Here is a 22,022-nt window from a genome sequence, read left to right on the forward strand (position 1 = left end):
TGAGCAGGTAGTAGCTCTTACCTGTACCTGCATCCATAGAAATCAGGTTGATTCCTCTGATATAATTGCGTACAACCGCCTTTGTTTCCGGCGTATACTCCAGTGCTAAATTTGAACCGTCCCAAACTTGGCACAGTTTGGATCCGTTTACTTCTTTGGTGTAACGTAGATTGTTTGGATAGTACGTATAATTGCTGATACCACTCTTGTTTTCCACCTGTGTTAAACGGTTCCAAACATCGTAAGTGGAAATGGTCGCGCCAAGGTCACTCGGTTCCGGAGCACTGATGTGGAGGGATACCTCTGGCGCTGCACCGGTTGCCGCTGTGAGTACGGACTGTGCCTTTAAAATCTGATTACCATTTTTGTCATAAGAATATGAGCTGATTTCCTGTCGGTCAGCAATCGTCTTTGTTTCTTTGAGTAAACGGTCGTTGTCCTTGTTGTAGGTGTATGCAACATTGTAGTTGTCTTTGCCTGTAACGATAAGAGCAGAACGGTTGTTGCGGCTGTCGTAAGTATAGGCATAGGTGTTATCGCCGCTTTCCGCTTCCTTGGTCAGGCGTCCCGCCAAATCGTAGGTGTATGCCGTTGTTTTGCCGGTGTGATCGGTCTTAGCCCTCTGGTTACCATCCAGATAATAGGTATAGCTGTATGAACTGAGTATAGCTGTCCCTTTTTTGTTTGTCAATGCCGTTACGAGGTTTGCATCGTTGTAGGTATAATCGACTGCTGTGCCGTTGGCATTGGTTAAGGTTTTGCGGTTGCCGTTTGTATCGTAAGTGTAAGATGCAACAGTTGTACCGTTTTCTTTTACCGTGGTCAGGCGGTTGAGCTTATCGTAATCATACGAAGTATTTACTTTTTGATTTCCATCTAGGGAAAGGGTGAATGACAGCCGATTGCCGAGGTTATCGTAGGTGTAATTCTTCACGACACCGTTCGGCTCGGTAATTTGAATCTGCCTACCCAAATCATCGTACGCATACTGTATTTTGATGCCGCTTTCTTCTTCCGTCAAAAGCTCGCCGGAGTTGGTATAGGCATAATTCTTTTGCTTCGCTCCTGCATTTTCATTGGTGGGCTTGCCTAACGCATTGTAGGTAAACACAATGCGGTTGCCATTGCGGTCGGTCGTTGCTTTTTTGTTTCCGTTTTTATCGTACTCAATGGTTTCATACGTTCCGTCTGCATAAATGATTTTTACAAGACGGTTTTCGCTGTCATACTCATACTTGGTAACAGTATAAGCAGACTCAGGCAATGATGTAGAGTACGGCTGTGTCAGCCCTGTATACATTGCTGTGGTATTTCCTGCTGCATCAAACGTATAATGCGTGTATATCTTGTTGGATGATTCTGTGGTTAAAATCGTATCTGTCAATTTATTGTTTGCATCGTAAAGATATTCTGTTTGGGTAAACGAAGCGACTGAGCTTTCATCTGATTGATTTGTCTGATTGGTTTTTACCACATTGCCGTTCTTATCATAATAATGGTACTTAATCGACTTGGTGTTCCCGGCAAACGGAAGCTCTTGCTTAATCAAGCGGCCAAGATTATCATAGGTGCTGATTGTTGGTTTCCCTGCTTTATCAGTTTGCTCTACAACACGCCCTGTTCCATCAAAACGAGTTGTTGTAAAAGCGCCCAGAGCGTCGGTTGTTTTGGTTGCCTGCCCCTGATGATCAAGGTCATATGCAGCTACTACGATTAATTGACCATTGATATACTGCTTATCCGCTGTTTTCTGCCCCAGATAGTTGTATTCGTGGTAGGTACTAGTCATCTGGTCAGAACCGTTCAGTACACCGCCTTCTTGCACCAGTTCACCATATTTGTTCCAGTACTGCGTTGTTTTGCGATCTCCAACGGCTTTTGTCAGCTTGGAGCCTCCGTTACTCAGAACATCTTCGTAAACATAGGCTTCACTGGTAACCGGTGTGGAGGCTACATCACTTTCGTAATAGGCCATCTCAATTTTCCGACCGAGGTTATCGTATTGATAACGAATATTGCGAACACCCTGTGCATCCTGGTTTTTGCTTTCGCTGATAAGCTGACCGATGTCATCGTAATTTTTAGTCACAACAACCAGACCGTTTTCCGTCACATTTTTGATGGAAATCAGTTGTCCAAGCGGGTTGTAACTGTACAGATATATTGTACCGTTCTTATCCGTAAAGGTTGATGTGTTTGCAGCATCGTTATAAGAGTAAGACTGTACCCCACCTTTGGCATCGGCTTTTTTCAGAGGTCTCCCCACTTTGTCGTAGGTGGCAGATATCGTATTGCCATTGCCATCTTTCTGGGTTAACAAGTTGCCAACTGCGTCATAGGCATACGCTTTTTCAACCGTATCGTTTCCGCCCAGCAATTGGCCATCTGCATCCTTGACACCCGTCACCCACTCTTTGGTCAAGTTTGCCCCGTTATAGGTACCGTCATAGCTGTAATAGGTTGACAGGGCAGTATCTGTATTCACATCCGGGAATTCCTGTTTTTCTGTAATGTTTCCAAAGGAATCAAAAAGATACTGTACCTTGTTTTTGAGCACGCTATTTTCGTAGGTACGAGTCCAGCCAATATCTTTGCCACCCGATGCCAGCGTGTTCTCAACCTTAATTGTAGTCGCAGCATCCTGCTTATAGGTTTTGGATAATGGCAGGCTGTAGTTTGGGTCATAGGTATAGGTTGTTGTGTACTCTGCGTTTGCCGCACCTTCTGCTCTTTCGTTTGTCTCAGACAGAAGGTTTCCCAGGGCGTTGTATTGGTACACACGAATCAACGTTTTTACAGAGGAACCGCTCGTTGTAACCTCGGTTTCACGCTGTGGCAGCTCGTAGCTGTCAAATGTACGGGTTGTTTTTCGGTTCAGTGCTGCGCTTACCGCTTTGGAAGGTGCACTAAACTCTTCTTCAATAGGCAGATGCTTCTTGTCAAATTTATAGCTGTAGCTGCGAATCGCATTGTTTTGCGAAAGGATCTTGCGCGAAGCCGTATAAGAATCTTTGCTATATTTTTGATGCAGATATTGATCTTGGTTGAACGTCTGTCCATTTACGGTATCTTTTCGTTCAATCAGCTTAAAATGTTCGACAAAACCTGCCCCTAAATCCTCTTCGATTGTGGTGTAGGTGTAATTTGTAACCACGCCCGTGGGGTGCTCTACACTTTTAAGCTTGGTGATAGCGTCGTCTATAACGGCAGGCCGTACCACCTCTTGTCCATAAGCGGGCTCTAAGAACAAAGGCCACAAAATCCCAGGGTACTCCAGCATAGTGAAGCTTACCTTGCTACGTTCGTACGTGAATCTAGTTTCTCGTCCAACACTGTCCACTATTTTATCGAGTTTACCTCCTGATAAATACAAAACAGTTGGATTACCATCCGGCGGGGTTACTGTAACCTGTCCGGAAGAATAATTGAACGTAATAGCCCGGTTATACATATCCTGAATTTTAGTCAGATTATTTCCGGAATCGTAGGTATAGGTTATTTGTTTTCCATATCGGTCAGTTTGTCGTTTGATTAAGCCGCTGGATGTAGCGAAGTAGTAGTTTGCTCCATCTTTGGTTGTAACAACATACTCTTCTCCGGATTGTTTGATTTTGATATCGTCTCGCGGATACCCCACAAGCCTTGTCTTACTCTTTTTGGGGTTATAGGTGAACTTCCCTATGCCGGGCAGGTGAACCGTGTACACTGTAATATCCGAGACGCCAACGCCTATATCGATAATGGGGATATTCCACATCCACCCGTCCCCTAAATGGGTTGCTTCTTCAATACGGTTTTGCCCGTCATTCATTACGTTGACCAGCACCGTCTCCGTTTTGTAGCCTGCAGCGCTGATTAGCTTAGTGGTTACATCCCCTTCTATCCCGGGGATATATCCCCAATTGTATCGATACCATTCTCGTACTAATTCAGCAGCTTCATTCCGGTCGTCCTCGTTCACAAAATATACTGTGTGTTGGGGCATCCTGCTTTTCAGTTTATCATCTACGTAGATTTCATCTTGCATAACCAAACGGTAAAGCTTTGTGCTTTTGGGTCGAACAAATCGTTTGCTTTCTCCGGCTTCATCAGAATCGTAGATCAAATTTAGTGCAAAGCTATTGCCGGCATTGGTGCTTTTTAGCGCGGCGATGGGCTGGGTGTACTGAAACGCGCCGGTTGCCATGCTGATTTTCTCATTCTGCCCTCCCACAACGGAATAGGGGGCATACACATCGGCATGTTGCACCATCTCTTCATCTGTGCTAGGGGCGGCAGCCATCAGCATGGGTGGGGTCATATTGGAACCAACAGCTTCTGCCTCTTCCACTATGTCTTCGTCCTTCATTCCGTAGCTGCTTTGCTTCGGTTCATCTTCAAATTCTCCGTAAGTCTCTGCTTCCCAAGTGATCGCATGGTTTAGCAGCTCGCTCAATTGAAGGCTGACTTCCATCGGATCTTCAGACTCAGAAAATTTGTCCAATACAAAATCAGAATTTACATTGTAATAATCCGCAAAGCTTTCAGGAGTGATGGTGAGTTTGATTGCCTCGTAACGCTGGAGCTCTCTGGCATATCTGCGGTTTGATAATCGTTCTCTGCTTAATTGCTCCTACAACGTTGTCAATCGGTTTTAGGTTTGCGAAATAACCTTCTTGGTATAGGGTTTCCAACTGGTTTACTGGTGTAAATACTGCCAGTGTTCCGTCCATATCTACAAACAAGCGTTTCACAATTTTAATCAACCTCCAAATTTACAAAAAAACAATATAAAAAGGATACCCTAAAGTATCCTTTTCACTGGCTATTCAGTAAATATAAACTTCATATAGTAAAAAGTGCGTTTTTAGAAAACATGTTTCATAACATATATCCCTGCCACAATTGTCAGAAAAAGGAACAAGAGTACAATAATCAAAAGTTGTTTATCATTCGAACACACACCCAATGTTGGGTCTATCAGTTCGGATATTTTAAGAATAACATTCAATATTATATTTTGTATTTTTCTAAGCAAAAAAATCACTCCCAGCGCTTTACATTTCTAAGTCAAAATCATCCTCCAATTCATCATCCAAGGTGCCAATCAGTTCAAAATCATCCTCCCTTGATGGTATTTCGTCTTTTGGTTTCTCGTTGAGCTGCAACTCTTTTTCCAACTCGACTTGTTTTTCCATGAGCTGTTTCAACCGTTCTTCATGCTCAAAAGGCTTTTCATATTCCAATTTAGATTGTAAGATATACTCCTCATTTTGAGCATTTTCAAATTCCAATTTGGAGATTCTCCTTTCGAAGCCATTTAATGCGTTGTCAAGCCTCTGGATCACACCAGAACTTTTGTCGGATACCTCTACACGGTATTTCTCACTGCCGCAAAGCCTAGCATATACAATGTCAAAATGATTTTTCAATAGATCTAACTGAAAACCTTTATAAACTCCGACACGTAAAGTTTTATAAGTACTTATTTTCTCAGACATTTTGATGAGCTGCTCACCAGCTTTATCCTTGTCGGTAAACAGCTCTCCATCAATCTGAATAGAGAAGTCGTCTTTTGTGTTCTGGATTCTCAGTGCAATATCCTTTTCAAAACATTTTATCTGAGCCTTATTCGATTCAATGATCCGCGGATATCCAACTTGGAATTCATCCTGTAGCCGGAATCGTTTTTTGTTGTATTCGTTTTTCAGTACCTTTAATTTGGATAGCTCAACATCAATCTCCATTTTTTCTTTGATTTTAGGATTACCATTGGCAATGGCTTTTATCTCAGCATAGGAAAGTACTGTCTCATCAATATCCTCACAAACACGAGCGAGTGATTTTGAGGTCATTATCTGAGAAATGAAACGCTGCTTGTTTTCAAGGATGCTCCACATATAGCTATCAAAGCTTTTTTCGGTAACATAACGAAAGTTATACACTTCATCGAAACAATTGCCAGGTCGAAGTTGTCTGCCATCACGCTGTACAATATCCTTAGGCGTCCAAGGGCAATCCAAATGATGCAGACCGATCAGCCGGTCTTGTACGTTCATACCAGCACCACATTTTGCGCTTGAACCGATTAGAATCCTAACTTGCCCCACACGTAGCTGGGAAAACAATTTTGCAAGCTGTATTTCATTGTTGGCGTTATGTATGAATGCAATTTCCTTTGAAGGGATGCCTCTTGAAATCCACTTTGTTCGCATATCATCGTATACGTTAAACTTTCTTGGGTTTGGCGTGGAAATGTCGCAGAATACCAATTGAACACCTTTGAAATCGCTTGTTTTGTGATAAATATCATACACATTCTGCACACACATATTGACCTTTGATTCGGGATCGTCAGGATAGTTTGGATTAATAAGCCGAATATCTGTACCGGCGCGACGTGCATCACCTGTCAGTTTCAGCATATTGTCCACAGTACTGTCTACTTCACCGTTGCGAATCATATCTGCCCTTGTAACGGCTTCAGCCAAAAAATCCTTTAACTGATTGCTTGCAGGAGCGACTACTATTTGTGGTTTCCCCCCAATTAGCTTCGGCTTGGGAAGATTGAGCATATCCTCTGTTTGGATATCTGCTATCAGTCGAAAAGCGGTCATCAGCTCCGGTAAGTTGACGAATCGAGATAACCTTGTGCGTGGACGATATCCATTTCCCTCTGGTTTTAATTCCATTGAAGTAACAGTTTCTCCAAATACTGACACCCAGTTATCGAAGAAGTCAAAACCCATTTCTTCTAGAACATCATTCATTAAGTAACGTTCCATTGTGAACATTTCCGTCATGGAGTTAGAAATGGGCGTTCCAGTTGCAAAGTAGATGCAACCTTTTCCTTGATTGAGTTCAGTAAGGTATCTTATTTTGAGTAGTAAATCTGTTGACTTCTTTGCCCCGATGCTGCCTATTCCCGCAACATTGCGCAGCTTAGTAAAAACAGCACAATTTTTGTAATTGTGAGCTTCGTCAATAATTAGGCTATCCACGCCAAGTTCCTCAAACGTAATGGTTTGGTCTTTCTTTTTAGTGGACATCAGATTTTTAAGTTGGTTCTCTAGTTTCTTTTTTTCTGCCTCTGCTTGCTTGACCGTCCATTTTTCGCCGTCTTCATCTTTCATATGTTTGATACATTCTGTGATATCTGCAATTTGATTTTTCAACTCTCGTGTCATCAAAGTGTCAGAAACAGGTATGCGTTCAAACTGAGAAAAACCTAAAATAACGGCATCATAATTTCCGGTTGCTATTTTAGAAATGAAAATGCGCCTATTGTTTTTCTCAAAATCACGTTTGGTCGCTACAAGTATATTGGCAGCAGGGAAGTAATCTAAAAATGCATTTTTCCACTGATCAGTTAAAGTGTTGGGAACAACAATCATCGTTTTGTTGGATAACCCAAGTCTCTTTCGTTCCATTGCTACGGTGACACAGGTCAATGTTTTGCCCGCACCCACACAATGCGCATACAAAGCGTTTCTGCCACTGAAAATGCCTCGAGCCACTGCGTCAGCTTGCTTAGGCCTCAGCTTCCATTTGGGATTCATTCCATCAATATGAGAAAGCAAGGAGCCGTCATATTCCCGTAGCCGAATGTTATTGTATTTATCGTTATAGATTCGTACAATTTTATCACGCCGCGTAACATCACTGAAAAGCCATTCCTTAAAAGATTCCTGTAACTTTTCCTGTTTCTGTTTTGCAACGGCTGTCTCCGTTGTATTGATTACGTAATACGGTTTCTCGTTCGGGGCAGAAATATCATCTTTTACAGTAACGCTTTGTAAGTTCATGCTTGATTCGATGATGTGATAAGCGCTCATCCTATCAGTTCCGAACGTGTCCTTGGCTAAAACTGATTTTTCTTCCAGCGCCTTGTTGGTAATAAAATAGGAATTGTTAAACCTATTGTAGCGCACAAATATATTGCGCTTGGGATCATCTCCGCGACGAGCAGCAGTTGGATTTAGCGTTTCATAGATGAACTGATTGTAATATTCCAAAGGAATGAAGCTGCTGCCCAAATGTATTTCGATTTCATCAGGGGATAAATCTTCGGGCTGAACCTTTTCTAATGCCCCCACATTTCTTGTAAACAACATAGGGTTTTGTTCAGCAGCCTGTTGAGCTGATCTCAGTTTCTCTCTGACATTTCCACTTAAATATTCGCTTTCAGTTTCATAGCCTTTAGCAGCATTTTCAGGATCATATTTGTTTGGGTTAAGGTATATCAGATCATTAGTACGAATATCTTCTGCGAGCTCCAGAAGCTTATCTTCTGAATAAGGGCGAAACGGTTGATTGGGGTATGGCTGCAAGTCTGACAATCTTATCTGAATTATACGCTCACCATCGGTAGGAGCCGGGTCAGTTAAGGGGGCGACTTATTGCTCTGGCAAGGGCAAAAGCGGTAAAGATTGCAATTGTGGTAACGAGGAATAACGTAGCGATCACTACAATTAAGGAGAAGATAGCATTTGCCTTCGTGTGGGATATCCTTTCCGCAACGTTGTTATAAACATAATTGATTGCGGTGCTAATCTCTTCTGTGGCAGCTTCTCCAAGTGGTATTGCGGTAGTCATAGCTGCATCGCTGGCAGTATTTGCAGCCAGAAAATCATCGGTATGAGCTTGACGTTTTTTTATGGCCTCAATCAGCTGCTGTGCACTTTGTGTTGCCTGGCCAGAGGTAGCCTTACTTTGATATTCTTCCAATAGGCCGATGGTTTCGCTCATTTCTTTTATGGATTTATCAGCACTACTGGTATCAAAGGTGTGCTGGAACGTGAGGGAAGATAAACGAAAAGAGGTAACCAAGTTATTAGTTTTATTTGCCAGTGATAATTGCTCCTGCCGTACGTTGCCTTTTATTTGGTAGTCCATAAAGACCGCAAGGCTTTCTGCCAGCTCAGCCCCGTTAGACACAAAGTTTTCTCGCCCTTGATCCAACTCGTTATTGCGGGCAATCATTTCTTCTACGGCTTTTCTCCAAGCAGAAAACTGTGTGTAGGCATTTTCAATTTCCGGGCGAAATTTTTCGAATTCGGGATATGAGTCGATATGAGCGAAGATAGTTTGGAAATTCTGATCTGTAGAAGACACATGTTTGGTAAATGCTTCGTTTGCATCTTGGTCCAGCACATAGTATAAGACATTTGCTTTAATATCTGCCTCCTCAAAATTCTCCAGCATAACGTTTAATTCATGCTGAAGCGTTACATCCTCACTGATGATATTTACATTGTCAAAGATCTTAAAGCTAGCTAAAACAATAAAAACAAACCCAATACACGTTATAGCTATTACGATTGCAAATGCCAGCAGTATTTTTGCTCGAACCTTTAGATTTTTTAATTTCTCCATGATAATTACCTTCCTCCAGATTGTATTATAACCTGCTATGAACCAAATTTATAACATATATATCAACCCGAATTATACCACATAGTGACAAAATTTAACATCTAATTTTGTATAATATTACAAAAATAGCATCTTTGCTATACTTTATTCAATTTCACTTATAGGACTACTGCAGATTCACAAGATTCTGCAGCTTCATATTGAAAACCACAGTGTTTCTTGACAGGATTAGATACAGTGCAATACCACCTATAAAAGAATCTTACCAAACTATGCCGTATTAGGATGGTTTTTGTACTGCCTTTTGTCATTGTCCAGCAAACCCATAGACTCCCCTGCTCTCTTTAATTTTTTTGGTGAGGTTCTCTTCGATTTTTCTAATTATGTAGATTTTTCCATTTTTATATGATAAAATTAAATTTAGATTACTTATGCTTATTGTATCATTGGTGAAAAGAAGGTATTATTATGAAAACTATTCGAGTTTCAGAAGTTTCCGATAGCAGGGTAGGTTATGAAAATATCAATTACGATTTATCTGAAATGACAATAAATAACTGCATTGGCTGCTGGAGCTGTTGGTGGAAAACGCCCGGTCAATGTGCATTTCACGACCTGGACAAGTTTTACCATGACTATATATCGGCAGATAAGGTTATTTTTATATGTAAACCTTCAAATAATTTTGTTAGTGCAAAGCTTAAAACTTTATTTGACCGAATGATTCCGCTGTTTTTACCTTATACATCTTTCACCACCGGTGAATCAATGCATTATAAAAGATATGATCGGTATCCGGATATCGAATTTTACTTTGAAGATAACTTTAACAATGAACAAGATAAAGTTATCTTCCGAAATTATGTTCATCGAGTATTTTATCAATTCCATAGCAATAACATTACAATCAATTCCATAGAAGAACTTAGTTTTGCCACGGAGGGAAAATAATGAACACAATCATTCTAAATGGCTCTCCAAAGCTAAACCCTAAGATGAGTAACACACAATTTCTTGCAGAAGAATTTATTAAGGATATAAAAAATCCGGTAGAAATAAAAAGAATATCTGATTGTGATCCGGATGAATTGGCAGAGTACATAAAGAGATACGATAATGTCATCATCCTATTTCCTTTGTATATTCATGCAATGCCCGGGCCTGTTGCGAGCTTTTTAGAAAAACTTAAGCCAGCTGAGCAGGGCAAGAATTTAGGTTTTATCATACAATCCGGATTTCCGGATACACATCATCACCAATATGTAACTCCATATCTTAAACGCCTTGCAGAAAGGCTTAATTGTAATTATCTGGGAGCCGTTTGCAAGGGTGAATGTGCAGCCATTTACCAGTTTCCAGATGGATTTAAGAAAACAATCGATATGTTTTACAGATTGGGTAAAGAATTCGACAAAACAAATGCCTTCGATGAGAAAATAGTAAAAGAGATGGCTGTTCCAGATACATTTTCCAAGAAACAATTGATATTTTTAAATATTGCAGGCAAATTAAAGCTTACAAATATTTTTTGGAATTCTGAGATGAAAAAGAACAAATGTCTGGACAAAGCACTTGACAGACCGTATTTATAAAGTTCTATAAACAGAAGTTTTGTACTTGCAAAATCAGTATCGTCTATGTTATCTTTATTGAGCGCGGTTTACAAAATGCAATAACACAAAAGAGCCTATGCTTACATAGGCTCTTTTGTGTTATTGCAAGGACTATAATCCGAGTAGAGAGCACTGCCAGCACTCGCGGTTCTATAACAATGCAGCAGTTCAGCTGCTTTCTTGGAATGTATTTCAAGGTTTTGCTATTCGCCGATGATAAGTATTTGCCTAGTAATAACCCCATGTTTCATTCATACGGCTTCTATGTAGTGGATTTACGGTAAACATCAAATAAATTTTTAAAATTCGGTCTGCCAGCTGAGTCTAAAAGATAAGCTGACCGCTGGGCGTTTGGTTTTCGGTTTTTATTTAGCGCATCAATAATTTGATCTGCTTTTAGAATACCAATGCCATGCCCATAATAAAGCCCGTCGCTTAAATCAATTACATTCTCACCTTGCCATTCAGGGGTTAAGGGGTTAACATCCGGGTTCGAAAAATATCTGCGGTCTCCCGGTAGAAAAACGGTTGATGGCCGGGTACGGCCAACTTCTTTTAGCAGCGGGTCAAGATAATGCCAGTTCATTAACTGGATTTCGGAAAACAGCTCGTTAAAAAGCTCTTCAGGGTAAATATCCAGTAGTGCTTTATAATAAATGATAACCATAGCTGTAGCACATTCGGTTGCATACTTAGAGCTATTTGTAAAAATATCACGAATTGCATCGCTTGGCTTTACGTCATCCCTTAAAAGGAACCCGCCTTCATCAGTGCGTTTCCAATACTTTTCGTTGCATTTAGATTTACGGAAAACCGCAAAGCCAAAGTGGCTGTTATATAAATCAATTGAGGATTTGATTATTTCTTTGCGCATATTCAGTTCAAATTCCAATTGCTCTAGGGAGTCATAGTTAAAATCCTTATCGCTTGAATAAAGTTGATTGAAAATAATAGCTTCTATGCTGTCTGGAGGATATTGTTTTACGAAGCTTTCAGCATCGATTGGATTATTTGATATTATAACCATCTCATACCTCCTAACCCGCTCTGAGCAATATCCACTTGTTTGCTGACAGGATAGCTGTTCCATTTGCTCCATAAGCGTTTATCTTGATTGTGAACTTTATGTGCAAAGTCGCATAGATAAACCTGCGCGGCATGATCGAGCCGATGAAACTGCTCTAGGTGATCCCGCTCTGATGGAGACAGCGGCGTTAACATCTTTCTGTTGTGGGGAGATATTCTTTTCCCAAGGTATTTGGCATCCAGGTCTACACAGCAAGCTTCCGGATGGCTGGTTTGCTGAAAGTTTTCGCCTGTGAAGAACAAGAAGTTGTAATTGTCTTTTAGCCATTCAAGATAGTCTTGATAGAGCTTATTGTAATCTATACTCGGATGTGTTTCAAAATGAAGAAGTTTACTGCATAATTTAACGTCTTTTTGATCCGGCGATTTAAGATATTCAGCTATTAGTTTTAATGAATTCAGATCTCGGATTTGGAAAAACGACCAAACCAGATCATGATGATAGCTTCCTTTTTTGTTGCGTTTGAAAATTAGGTCTACTACAATTGGTAAAATAGTTTTGTCCCCGTAGTTCACAGTTAAAAGTGAAGCAACACGATCCAAAATTTCATCGAATTCTTCACTTAGCCCATCATCAATATGCCCGGTGGTTAACATCCATTTTAGCACCGAATAAGTTTGATCGTTATTTTTGGGGGGTAAATCGCGGGTATTCAATTCGAGCTTTTTATTTTTCAACACTTTATCACATACTTTTAATGCAATCGCATTTCGCGCATTTAAATATGGATAGAGGCGAAGCGTTTCGATTTCGGGAATGAGCAAAAATAGCGACGGAAAGCTTAAGCTATTATCATTAATCAGTTTCACAGCCTCTGCTTTTTTGTTCTTACCCAGTTCCTGAAAGTTCGCTTTAAAGGCATCTGGTCCTTTGTTTTTTCTAATCGAATCTAAAGGACTTGAGTAATTAGAATGATTCGCAGACGACAAATACACATATTCCACCCTTTCTTTTAAATAGCAATGTATAGAGCGCATTATTACATAATATAAAAAAGTAAGAATTTGTTTCATAGAAAAGCCATTATCTTTTGTTTAGAGCCAATTCATATCGTGTTACAGCAAAAGCGCCGGACAATAATCCGGCGCTTTTGTGCTAATATTTGAAGGCGTTTTATATTTTTAAGTAAAAGCGTACTTTATCATGTGTATTGCAGCAATTGTTTGTTACTGGATGTTTGGTTCTGGAAGTGCTTTCATCTCATAGCCCTGCAACTGGATGTACTCGATCATCTCAGGCAAAATTTTGGCTGAGAGCGGCATCCCCGCGGCGGCGTGCATTAGAATGATGTCACCCGGACGAAGATTTTCTTTCACATTACGCAGAATCTCAGACTCATCTTTCTGTGCCCAATCCAGTGTATCTAATGACCATAAATAAATCCGTTCATTGAGCGCGCCGATTGTCTGAATGGTGGAGTCATCTAGATCGCCATAGGGGGGGCGCATAATGCTTGCACGCTTACCAATAGTCTTTTCGAGGAGATCATTCGTGTTGTTAAGCTGGCTCTTTACGTCTGCTTCGGGCAACGTTACAAGCGAGGTGTGGTCGTAGCCATGCAGCCCTATTGCAAACCCATTGTCGTGTACCTGTTTGACGACAGCGTTGTTTTGCCTCATGTTCTCACCTGTAAAAAAGAAGGTTGCTCCAACATCATATTTTAAAAGTGTATTCATCACGCTCACAGTGTTCGTGGGGTCAGGTCCGTCATCGAAGGTCAGATATACCGTATTCTCATCGGGGTTCATATTGACAAAAACCAGATTGCGGTATTGTTTGGCGAACTCAGTGGAAGCACTTCGCTGGGCGAGCATATTTTCCCACTTAACGCCTGTAATGGAATCGGCGGTACCTCGTATATCGTAGATTTCATAGTCGGAGCCGTGGTTATTATTTTTTTTAATAATCGACGGCGATTCGGGTACTGCTTTTGGTGGTATCGTTCTTTCTGACTTGCCGGTATTGCCGCACGCAGACAGAACCAGCAACACAACAGAGAGGATCAAGGGCAGGATTGATTTTTGCAGCTTTAAAAAACTCATCTAGTTCGCACCACCTTCTTTTCACCGTACTTGTACGTATTTATCCTGCCACTATTTTTGTAAAATAAACTCCTCCCTGCTTTGCTTTTGTTTTTTAAAATAACAATCATCAATAAAAAGAATGAGCAAAACTATTTTTACATAGCCCTGCTCATTCTTTTTCTATTTTCTTATATGAGAAACATTTAGATACAGTGCAATGATCAAGACAGGGATGCCACTGATTGCCAATGACAAATAAGATTTAAACTGCGAGTTTGTTGCAAAGTTGTATAGGGTAGGTAAAACCGCTAAAGCAGCATAGCAAACACCGTAATATACAATTGATACTCCCCTGTTCTTATGGTTCAGCTTCCACCTCGTTGCAAAAAACACCACTATAAGCGCTAAGAACATCACTGCAAATGCCCCTAAATCTGTTGCACCGGCCATAAAATCCGCTCCTATAATAAGCGCTAAAACAATTCCCGATAGTGAGAAGCCTACACCTGCAATGGCAGCAACGGTCAAGGAGCGTTTCATGTAAAGGGATAACTTCAATCTTGCATTACTGGATTCCCTTGTTACGAGCCATGAGAAAAGTAATGTTTGAACTATAATCTCCGGTGCGCCTTTCAGGTGAAATTCCAATGGTAATTGTGTATAGATAATGCCCTCAATAGAACACGGCGCTGGCCCGGGCGTATTGATAATGCCAATCACGAGTATAATAGCCCATAGCTTTAACCATCCATTTTTTTTGCCCATAAAGCTGTCTTGAAACAGCAGCAGCGCTAAGCCAAAAAGAACTCCTCGAAGCACCTGCAATACAGGGCCAATCAGCGAACTGACTGCACCCATACCCCTCATAAAATACTTTGCATTGCCTAGTGCAAACAGCTCATTGTAATTAAAAACACTAGAGAAAACCATGCCGCATAGTATGTAAGTGAACATATGAACCACAGTTACTTTACCAATAAATTTCAGCTTATTAGTCATCGCTTTCCTCCCGCCTGTTTTGCTTCTGTTAAAGCGTTACAGTATTCAATAAGATTATGGTAGATGTAAAAATTTTACAACCTTACAAAGCTATGATACCATCTTTTTCCTTATAAGTAAATCTTGATCTATTATCGGATGAAAAGAACAGGAGATAATACCGTGCAGTATTATCTCCTGTTCTTTCGTGTAAGGCTTCTGCCTGCTCTTCCCTGTTTTCTTTAGATTGCAGCTAAATCTTGCATAAATAGCTGTGAAATATCAAACCTTACCAATAGATGCTGCAACGACAGAATACAAAAATATTGATTTCATGTGCATTGGGGAAGGGATTACTATGATTAATTTTCATGGGCTTTGCAAAAAGTCAAAGTTTTTTGAGGGATGGTACTTTAAGCATCAGATAGGCGATGAAACCATAGCGTTTATTCCGAGCATCAGTATAGATGAAAACGGGCACAGGGCAGCTCATCTTCAAATTATCACCAATACTGGCTCCTATCATATTGAATATTGCTATTCCCAGTTTCGGGTAAACAGAAACCGACTTGAAATACAGATTGGAAACAATTTTTTTAGCAACAAGGGTATCCGATTGGACATCAGGAGCAGTAAATTTACCTGCACCGGAACAATCCGATACGGACAGTTTACCCCTATTCTATACGATATTATGGGTGTATTCAGCGTGTTCCCATTTATGGAATGCAACCACGGAATTATAAGCCTGTACCACACATTGACCGGCGAGATTTTAATTAATAACAAAAGCACCAAATTCACAGGCGGTGTGGGGTACATTGAAAAAGACTGGGGAAGCTCGTTCCCCAAACGCTATACATGGGTTCAAAGCAATGATTTTTCAATTAAAAGATGTTGCATTTTTGCTTCTGTAGCGGATATTCCGTTCCTTGGCTTTACATTTCAGGGCTGCATTTGCGTTGTGTACTATAAAGGCCGTGAATATCGGTTCGCCACTTATAACGGTGCAAAGGTGTTGCGCTGTGACGGAAAGCTGCTCGTTATAAAGCAAGGACGGTACCTGCTGACGATTAAAACAGATGGTAAGGATGCTCACGCGCTTTACGCACCCAGTCAAGGCGGTATGACAAGGACAATCCACGAAAACAATTCCTGTACAGCGCACTTTGTACTGAAGGAAGGTAATCATATTGTATTTGATTTGTACAGTAAAAACACCGGTTTTGAATTTGTAGGTGTTAAAACTTAAATGCTTGAAGTTCGCATCCTCCTATATTTATATTGTTTCTTATTTCAGCCCTGTATAATAAAATGTTCCTTTATCTACTGTCTGGCACCACGATGCCTGCTCCAAAATGCGAACCACATCCGCACGCTTCGCCCGCCCATTTACCGCTTTTACAGCCTCAGCAGCCACCACAATCCGTTTTGCATTTTCTTGAAAATACTGTTCAAGCGCAATCTGAAGCTGTACATCAGACATGGCTGGGGCAGTTTTTGTGCCCATTCTCGCCTTAGCAGCTGAAAATTCAGATGGATTTGCTTTAAGATAGGTATTGAACACTGTTCTAATTCTGCTGGATAGCAGCGGTGAAATATCAGGCTGCTGACTCAATAGATGGAAAGGGCATTTAGCCAAATCTTGCATCGTTTTGTATCGAGATTTTTCGCAATAGCTTAAAAACGGAGTGTAAATATCTTTGTTGTAAATGTCTTTAATATCGCTCATATGTAGTAGATTTCCCTTTCATATAAAAAAATTGCACGAACAATTATTATACCTGATTTTATACACAAGCGCAACTTCAGCAATTAAAAGCAAAGCTACAAGCAATCTTTATTTTCTTGTTTTTCGAGTTTAATTCATCGATTTTTGCAAACACTAATGCCGAGGTGATGAAATGAAAAATTACGCAAACGGTTCTCAAATGCCAATGGGACTGGGCATGGCGCTGGCAAAAAATATTGACGCAATGAATCATTTTGCAACGCTCTCACCTGATCAGCAGCAGCAGATCATTGATCACACTCATGTGATACAATCCAAAGAGCAGATGCAGCAATATGTGCAGCGTCTGGCAGACAACAAAATGGATCTGTTTTAAGTGCTCCTCCGGCTTTCCGGAGGATTTTTTATGATGTAAAAGTTTTTTACAATTTTGGGTTGACTTTTTGTGTAAAAAATAGGATAATAGTTAATGCAATTGCAGGCATAGTTTAATGGTAAAACATCAGCTTCCCAAGCTGAGGTTGCGAGTTCGATTCTCGTTGCCTGCTCCAAAAACAAAAGGTAAAAAAGATTTATTGCTTACAAAGCCAGTAAATCCAAGCCTTTCAAGAGCTTCCACGATGAAAAGTGGAAGCTCTTTTTTCGTAGATTTATTGGGGTAAAAGCTTCACTCTGACAGGACTCAAACCTACAAGTAAAAACATTCATGAGCAGCGCCCTTTTTAGTACAGAGCGAAATGAAAAAGGGCGCCACTCAAAATACAATCAGATGAACAAGCTGAAATCAAAAAGGGCTCCGATTTTTAAGGCTGAATGAAAGCCGATAAAGTTAGCGCCCTTTTTTTATATATACACCAAAATCACATTAAATTTGAAAGCATTAGAAGGCCGGAGAATCGGAGTGCAGGAATGCACTTTTATTCTCCGGCTTTTTTGTTTTCTGGAAAGGAAAGGTCATGCTGGTACACTATAAAAGAAATAAACAAACCGCCTGCTACGATTCAAACAATCTCTCCACTGTAGGTAGAATACCCCCGGCTGAACGGCCATGCGGTCCATTTCAAAGCTGTGGCGGCTGCCCATACCCGTCCCACGGCTTCATCTGCTACAGCGCTGAGGGAGATTGCCTTAGAACGGATATGCAAAAAACTGCAAAACGCAAGGAAGGTGCAAGATGAAACATGGAAACTGATTTAACAAAGAGGTATCCGATCAAATCAAGGTACTGCTGCTGTATAACGCCATGAAAAAGTGGTGCGACGGAGCTGTTTTTGTGTAATCACAAACCAATATTTACAGGGAGGTATTCAAATGAGCGTTAACGCCAGAAAAGAAGAATATGAACACATAGAATTGTTTGGAAAGCCAGCACTTTTCACCAATTCCCGCATCGACCGAACCACGGTGCCGGTGGGCTTTTACTGCTACGATTTGCGCGGCTCCGACTATGATCCAGGCAGGCCGGTGAGCATAGAAAATAAGGTTACCGTTAACCACGCCGGAGCCGTTTTGACACCGGAGCCGGTCACTATCTCCAAGGAGGGTTTCCGCAGGCTGCGGGACAACATCAATTTCCTCGGTGAGTCCCTGACTCTCGCAGACTTCTGTGATGAGCACAAAATCACTCTCGCATCCGAATTATCCAATCCAGATGAGTCAGGCGTGAAGATGGGAGGAATGACACTTGGATAAAGGAAAAATCTTTGAAGTAGAACTCAGCCGGTGGAACCCTTCCGGTGCAAATCCGTCGGCACAAATCGCACTCCCCGCCACACCCTATGAGCTGGCGGATGCGTTGGAAAAAGCAAGAATTACCGGAGATACCGTCTATTCCGCGGAGGTTTTAAGCTGCAAGCTGGACTATCTGCCGCAATTTATCGCCCCCGATATCAATCTGTATGAGCTGAATCACCTCGCCCAGCGGCTGTCTTCCCTAAGTGCATGGGAACTGGACTGCTTCGAGGGCATGGTGATGATGGATGCCGTTCAGACTCAATACGCTCCCATATCAGTGGAGCGGCTCATCAATATGACACACAGCACCGAGCATTGCCAGATTGCCTATGAAGCTCATGACGATCCGTCTCTCGGCAAATTTTATGCGGATAATGATTTTGTACCGGCACTGGAAAGGGTATCGGATGAAGTCTACGAATATCTGGACTTCGCCAAAATCGGCAGAGAGATGCGCGAGGGTGAGGGCGGCGTGTTCACGCCCCATGGCTATGTAGTGCAGAACGGCGAGATTGCCTCCGAATACCACAGCGTCGATACCAGAACCCTTGACAAGCCGGATTATGCCGTGCTTCTCCAAGTAACCAAGGGGCATTTTAATGATCCCGCCTATGACAACGAAACGGTTGTCTTCCTCAAGCTCCCTGCCGGGGATGCGGCGCTTTTGCAGGCGGTTGATGCTGTCGGAGCCGCCTCCCCGGAGGAATGTGCATTTTCGGCGGAGGACTGCATGGCGCCAAGCCTCACTGAAAAAATCAGCGACGTTCTGTATGCATCTGAGGGCGACTGCTATGGGCTGGTGAATGAGCTGGCAGAGCAGCTCCGGCAGCTTGAAACGGACAACCATCTGCTGACCTACAAGGCAATGCTGGCGGAAGCTCCCGGTGATATATCTTTGGAAGAAGCCCTTGACCTTGCGTTTATGACAGAGGAATTTGAGCTTTTGACTGATACTGCCTCTCCCGCTGAGTACGCAAAAGTGGAAATCCAGCGAATGCTTTCTTTGGCAGGTGATAACGGACTGAGCCTGTTCTGTAATCTGGATAACTACGGGCGGTATCTTTTGGAGCAGCGTGCCACTGCCGAAACCGAATACGGGCTGCTGGAGCCGCAGAACGGCATGACGGTGGACCAATGCCTCAACCGCCCCGGACAGAGTCTTGGCATGGAAATGAAATAGCAAATCTTTGTTGGGTTTTGGTATAGCTATTCTCATGAAGCTGTGGCATTGTGTTGTGCTGAAGGGAGGCGAAGAAGATGGACGAGAAGCTCATGGACTTGCTGGATATGGCTCTGGCGGAGCGGTTTCAGCTTGTATATTCCGCCCTGCGTGAATCAGACCCTCAGGCGGAGAAACTGGCACAGGAACTAATTTCGCTCAGTGACAGCATCCAGAACAGCTTTGAAATCAGTCAAGGTATAAAAGACAGAATTGAGTATTATCTGAGTCAAAATTCGGATTTAGAGGTAACGTTTCAAAAGCATCTGTACATTCAGGGCGCCAAGGACTGCGTGGCAGTGTTAAGAGAGCTTGGCATAATCAAGTAGCGCAGGCAAAGATGCCTGCGCTTTTTTAGACCCAACATCAAAACAGGGCCGTTTCCCCATACAGGAGGCGGCCCTGTTCTCTTTGCGCCCTTTTTGCCTTTCTTTCCGGGGAAACGGCCGGAAAGGAGGACCCATGCAGAAAGAACAGCTTGCAGAGCATCTGCGCCGGTATCACCGCGGTGCGGAAAACGCGGTCATCAGCCGTGAGCTGGAATGTACCTTCCACGTTTCCGGCAAGGAGCTGCGGGATCAGGTCAATGCCCTGCGCCGGGAGGGTGTTCCCATTGCCAGCGACCAGAACGGGTACTTTTACGCGAAAACCGAAGCCGAGGTACGCCTGACCATCCGGCATATGAGAAACCGCATCAGCGGAATCAGTGCTGCCATCACCGGCCTTCGGCGTTCCCTTGCAGCCTTTGACGATACGCAGATACGTCTGCCGCTGGAAGGAGGTGATGACTCCTGAACAGCTTCATGTCCTGGATCGGCGGCAAGAAATCCTTGCGTGAGCTGATTGTCACCCTGTTTCCCCTCTATTATGAGCGGTACATTGAGGTGTTCGGCGGAGGCGGCTGGGTGCTTTTCCACAAGCTGCCCGGCAACGATTTTGAGGTCTACAATGACTTCAACGGTCTGCTGGTGAACCTCTACCGCTGTGTGCGGGAGAAGCCGCAGGAGCTAATGGCGGCGCTTGCCTACTGCCTCAACTCCCGCGCGGATTTCGAGCTTGTGAAAAACGCCCTCGCCCGCGATTCTCCCGCATCGGATGTGCAAAAAGCGGCGTGGGTTTACCAGCTTATCCGCTACAGCTATGCGTCGGGGCTAACCAGCTACGGTAGCCAGCCCCATGATATCCGCAGCAATTTCCCTCTCATCGAGCAAGCCCACCGGCGGCTTGCCAAGGTGGTCATCGAAAACAAGGACTTTGAGAAGCTCATCGGGCAGTATGACCGCCCTGTCAGCTTTTTCTACTGCGACCCGCCGTATTTTGAAACCGAAAGCTATTACAAAAACGTGGGCGAGGACGGCTTCACGGAAAAAGACCATATCCGCCTGCGGGATGCCCTGCTGCAGATCGGCGGCAAATTTCTGCTGTCCTACAACGACTGTGAATTTATCCGCAGCCTCTATGACGCACCGGGCATCCAGACGGAAGCCTTTACCCGCATTAACAACATCAAGCAGCGTTATGACAATGGGGCGCAGTTTCCTGAAATCCTCATTGCCAACTACGATCTGCATGAGCGTGAGAAAAACGCCCCATCACAGCTGAATCTGTTTGGGGAAGGAGGCTTCATGGAGTAGAAAAAGCGCCCTTGGCACAGCCTTGCGTGAAAAACAAAATTAATACTTGATTGGAGGAACCCTTTTTTATGAAAAAGAATCAAATGCCCCAAATCGGCCTACCGGCCGATGCCTGTGAACGGTCCGGCTTCACCGACAAGGATACGCTGGAGCTTCATGCCGGACAGAACGCCCTTGTATTTATGAAGGACAAAATGACGGCGCTGGAGGTGGCGAACGCCATCCAGAGTCTCAGCGCCCTTGCCGCCGATCTGACCGTCGTTCTCGCCTCCGCCTGCGGACTGTGCGACAACTGCGGCGAGGGCTGCGCAGATGACTGCCCTGCCGGATGCGTTTCCGCTTGCTCTCTCTGCCATGATCTGCTGGATGAAAGCCAGACTGTCCGCATCCCCGGCTATCTGCTGGAGGAAGCGGGTATCCCCGCCGACGCCAAGCTGGAAGCCTATACGGACGAGGACAGCGGCGAAATCACGGTGGTGGAGGCCGATATCCAGCAGGATATTACCGATGTGCCGCCCGGTATTCTCGCCGTGCTGGCCCAAAGCGGCGTGTGCCTTGCGGAGCTGGATGAGCTGATTATGCTGGACAGCATCATCTACGGCAACTAACCTGTCTTGGATTCCCAACACACAATCCGGGAGGTGAGC

General features: G+C 43.0%; 18 protein-coding genes and 1 tRNA gene. 11 read left to right on the top strand and 8 right to left on the bottom strand.

The genetic code is table 11. From position 1 onward, the window contains the following. The 3 genes from RTV33_RS14910 to RTV33_RS14920 form a co-directional block, all read right to left on the bottom strand. Positions 1 to 4,435, bottom strand: a 4,435-nt coding sequence (locus tag RTV33_RS14910) for a hypothetical protein (protein ID WP_312645570.1), incomplete at its 3' end; no start/stop codon positions are given. Between the two features lie 601 nt (positions 4,436 to 5,036). Next, positions 5,037 to 8,309 (bottom strand): SNF2-related protein, encoded by a 3,273-nt coding sequence (locus tag RTV33_RS14915; protein WP_312645574.1) that lies wholly within the window; start codon positions 8,307 to 8,309, stop codon positions 5,037 to 5,039. A gap of 49 nt (positions 8,310 to 8,358) precedes the next feature. Beyond that, positions 8,359 to 9,354, bottom strand: coding sequence for an MCP four helix bundle domain-containing protein (locus RTV33_RS14920; protein WP_312645576.1), 996 nt, complete (start codon positions 9,352 to 9,354; stop codon positions 8,359 to 8,361). A gap of 468 nt (positions 9,355 to 9,822) precedes the next feature. Here RTV33_RS14920 and RTV33_RS14925 point away from each other — a divergent pair, with 468 nt between their 5' ends. After that, on the top strand, positions 9,823 to 10,305 hold the full coding sequence (locus RTV33_RS14925; RefSeq protein WP_312645578.1) for a flavodoxin family protein: 483 nt from the start codon (positions 9,823 to 9,825) through the stop codon (positions 10,303 to 10,305). Then, positions 10,305 to 10,946, top strand: a complete 642-nt coding sequence (locus RTV33_RS14930) for an NAD(P)H dehydrogenase (protein WP_312645579.1) — start codon at positions 10,305 to 10,307, stop codon at positions 10,944 to 10,946. Before RTV33_RS14925 ends, RTV33_RS14930 begins: the two co-directional genes overlap by 1 nt. Before the next feature lie 283 nt (positions 10,947 to 11,229). On the opposite strand, the gene RTV33_RS14935 is transcribed toward RTV33_RS14930, so the two are convergent. The 4 genes from RTV33_RS14935 to RTV33_RS14950 all read right to left on the bottom strand — a co-directional run bounded on the left by RTV33_RS14935 (position 11,230) and on the right by RTV33_RS14950 (position 15,077). Continuing rightward, on the bottom strand, positions 11,230 to 11,994 hold the full coding sequence (locus RTV33_RS14935; protein ID WP_312645581.1) for a protein-glutamine gamma-glutamyltransferase: 765 nt from the start codon (positions 11,992 to 11,994) through the stop codon (positions 11,230 to 11,232). Beyond that, positions 11,985 to 13,067, bottom strand: coding sequence for a hypothetical protein (locus RTV33_RS14940; protein WP_312645583.1), 1,083 nt, complete (start codon positions 13,065 to 13,067; stop codon positions 11,985 to 11,987). The genes RTV33_RS14935 and RTV33_RS14940 overlap by 10 nt, the downstream gene beginning before the upstream one ends. 153 nt (positions 13,068 to 13,220) lie before the next feature. Continuing rightward, positions 13,221 to 14,096 carry a polysaccharide deacetylase family protein gene (locus RTV33_RS14945; protein WP_312645585.1) on the bottom strand — a complete coding sequence of 292 codons (876 nt, stop codon included), beginning with the start codon at positions 14,094 to 14,096 and terminating at the stop codon, positions 13,221 to 13,223. A gap of 162 nt (positions 14,097 to 14,258) precedes the next feature. Beyond that, positions 14,259 to 15,077 carry a hypothetical protein gene (locus RTV33_RS14950; RefSeq protein ID WP_312645587.1) on the bottom strand — a complete coding sequence of 273 codons (819 nt, stop codon included), beginning with the start codon at positions 15,075 to 15,077 and terminating at the stop codon, positions 14,259 to 14,261. 337 nt (positions 15,078 to 15,414) lie between these two features. On the opposite strand from RTV33_RS14950, the gene RTV33_RS14955 reads away from it, so the two are divergent. Continuing rightward, the gene (locus RTV33_RS14955; protein ID WP_312645589.1) at positions 15,415 to 16,308 is read left to right on the top strand and encodes a tocopherol cyclase family protein; all 894 of its coding nucleotides are present in this window, start codon (positions 15,415 to 15,417) and stop codon (positions 16,306 to 16,308) included. A gap of 39 nt (positions 16,309 to 16,347) precedes the next feature. Here the strand turns inward: RTV33_RS14955 and RTV33_RS14960 are convergent, their stop codons facing one another. Continuing rightward, the gene (locus RTV33_RS14960; RefSeq protein ID WP_312645592.1) at positions 16,348 to 16,788 is read right to left on the bottom strand and encodes a hypothetical protein; all 441 of its coding nucleotides are present in this window, start codon (positions 16,786 to 16,788) and stop codon (positions 16,348 to 16,350) included. Positions 16,789 to 16,960: 172 nt separating this feature from the next. Between RTV33_RS14960 and RTV33_RS14965 the strand changes: the two genes are divergently transcribed. From RTV33_RS14965 to RTV33_RS15000, 8 genes are all read left to right on the top strand, one after another. Beyond that, a complete protein-coding gene (locus tag RTV33_RS14965) occupies positions 16,961 to 17,164 on the top strand; it encodes a hypothetical protein (RefSeq protein ID WP_312645594.1) in 204 nt (67 codons plus the stop codon). Between the two features lie 101 nt (positions 17,165 to 17,265). Further along, a tRNA-Gly gene (locus tag RTV33_RS14970) sits at positions 17,266 to 17,339 on the top strand. Between the two features lie 760 nt (positions 17,340 to 18,099). Continuing rightward, positions 18,100 to 18,480 (top strand): LPD28 domain-containing protein, encoded by a 381-nt coding sequence (locus RTV33_RS14975; RefSeq protein WP_018214032.1) that lies wholly within the window; start codon positions 18,100 to 18,102, stop codon positions 18,478 to 18,480. Then, positions 18,473 to 19,702 carry an antirestriction protein ArdA gene (locus RTV33_RS14980; RefSeq protein ID WP_018214031.1) on the top strand — a complete coding sequence of 410 codons (1,230 nt, stop codon included), beginning with the start codon at positions 18,473 to 18,475 and terminating at the stop codon, positions 19,700 to 19,702. The genes RTV33_RS14975 and RTV33_RS14980 overlap by 8 nt, the downstream gene beginning before the upstream one ends. A 77-nt stretch (positions 19,703 to 19,779) precedes the next feature. Then, complete coding sequence (locus RTV33_RS14985; RefSeq protein WP_312645596.1) at positions 19,780 to 20,070, top strand: hypothetical protein; 291 nt, start codon at positions 19,780 to 19,782, stop codon at positions 20,068 to 20,070. Between the two features lie 133 nt (positions 20,071 to 20,203). After that, entirely contained in the window at positions 20,204 to 20,536 is a 333-nt protein-coding gene (locus tag RTV33_RS14990; RefSeq protein WP_026184158.1) for a hypothetical protein, read from the top strand. Positions 20,537 to 20,544: 8 nt separating this feature from the next. After that, complete coding sequence (locus RTV33_RS14995; RefSeq protein ID WP_018214028.1) at positions 20,545 to 21,375, top strand: DNA adenine methylase; 831 nt, start codon at positions 20,545 to 20,547, stop codon at positions 21,373 to 21,375. 68 nt (positions 21,376 to 21,443) lie between these two features. Further along, positions 21,444 to 21,983 carry a hypothetical protein gene (locus tag RTV33_RS15000; protein ID WP_018214027.1) on the top strand — a complete coding sequence of 180 codons (540 nt, stop codon included), beginning with the start codon at positions 21,444 to 21,446 and terminating at the stop codon, positions 21,981 to 21,983. Positions 21,984 to 22,022: the final 39 nt, after the last annotated feature.

Source organism: Hydrogenoanaerobacterium sp. (genome assembly GCF_032017025.1).
GTDB lineage: Bacteria > Bacillota > Clostridia > Oscillospirales > Ruminococcaceae > Hydrogenoanaerobacterium.